A 1,649-nucleotide genomic window follows, 5' to 3' on the forward strand; every position below is an offset into this window, starting at 1 on the left:
TTTTCTACCACTAGTCAAGAGAAAGTTGCTGTATCAAGCTTTCTCTTTTTGGTTTGGCTAGTTTTTTCGTTATCATCTTTGTGGACACTCTGCTTGGAGTGTTATTTGCTAGTTTTTGCGCACATTAAACACAACCACCCCAAATCTTCAATTTTTGAGATGCTATAATAGACTTAAATGATCTTCGCCTTTTATTGTCCGGCCAGGGACGTTTTTGGGTCGAAGTAGTCATTGTTTATGACTAGGTGGTAAAGAGTCCTAATAAGGCGGCTCATTGCCCCAATAGTGATCATCTTCGTTCGTTTGGTCGAAGATGATCGCTTTTTATTTTGGTAATAGTCGCTGACGTTGGATGGATTGTACCTTGCGGCGCTGACAATGTTCATGATTGCGCGATACAGGATCTTCCGTGCGTAGGCATTACCGCGCTTACTGATGCCACTTTTCATCACGTGATCACCTGATTCATACCGAATCAAGTCGATGCCGATATATCGGTTGATCGCATTAGCACTATGGAATCGACGGATATCGCCTAGCTCACCAATCAAGCACATCACAGTCTTAATCCCAATCCCGGGAAACGAAAGAAGGTACTTCACTTCATCTAAGCCTTGTGAGAGCTGTGTCATTTCGTCAATGATTTCGTTCTTTAGGCCATCGAGACGCTCAACTTCTTGCGCCAAATACACAACAGCCCTGACGGCATGCGCATTTGATGATACTGAAGGCGCACATCGTTCTGCTAAGTCTAGCAGCTTATTGGCGATTTTTAGCGCACGTTTAACACCCATATTCTTAGGCGTCGCGTCGAGAATCTGATCCGCTAAATCACTAACACCGTATTTCAAGACGAAGTCTGGATGGGCAAAACGCTGGACGAGATGCCAATATAAGCCTCCGTCTTGCGTACTGAGCACATGTTCCAGTTCTGGAAAGGTGAGTTGAAGTGCTTTGTGGAGACGGTTCTTGGTGCGAACAACGTCCTCGTTATAATCTTGATAGGTTCGCTCTAGGTCATGAAGTTCACTATAAACAGGCGCTTGTTGATAAGCCGGCTTGTAGTGATGCTTCTTCATCGCTAGTGCCAAGCCTCGTGCATCAAGTGCATCAGTTTTATCATGACGGAAGCCTTCCATATCGATTTTTGCTCGAAGTGGGTTGATTTCCGTGTACTGCCATTTATTCCGCTGTAAATAAGCTCGCAGGCTTCTTGAATAGATCCCCGTTGATTCAAAGATTAATTGGGGCTCTGTGAAGCTGTTCAGTTCGTCTTCAAGGGCTTGGTAACCTGGTATATCACTTGTGATCTTGAACTCCTTGATAAACGTTTCGTCCACTAACACCGCTACGTTGGCGGTTGCTTTGCTGACATCAATTCCAAAAATACATTCCATTCTGAACACCACCTAAATTGAAGTTGCTTCATCAATTCACTCAGCTCAATTTTCAATACACGGCGTCAAGCGCCAACAGTCTTCGAACGAGTTCCTTGGTGAATCCGTGAAGTTGCCAGTTTGTGTTCCGACGTCAAAACGCCAAAGGCCACTACGACATGTCAACTTCGATACCACTTTATCAGAGAAATCAAAAGTGGTGAACCACGATTCCGTCGAATCATGATCCACCACTAAGGTTAGACTGTTTGT

The 1,649-nt window shown here is 44.5% G+C and carries 1 protein-coding gene; it reads right to left on the minus strand.

The genetic code is table 11. The features are described 5' to 3' along the window. Positions 1-191: 191 nt before the first annotated feature. The gene (locus EKM92_RS13505) at positions 192-1,397 is read right to left on the minus strand and encodes an IS110 family RNA-guided transposase (RefSeq protein ID WP_125711497.1); all 1,206 of its coding nucleotides are present in this window, start codon (positions 1,395-1,397) and stop codon (positions 192-194) included. Positions 1,398-1,649 lie beyond the last annotated feature (252 nt).

It is taken from the genome of Lacticaseibacillus porcinae (genome assembly GCF_003946305.1).
GTDB lineage: Bacteria > Bacillota > Bacilli > Lactobacillales > Lactobacillaceae > Lacticaseibacillus > Lacticaseibacillus porcinae.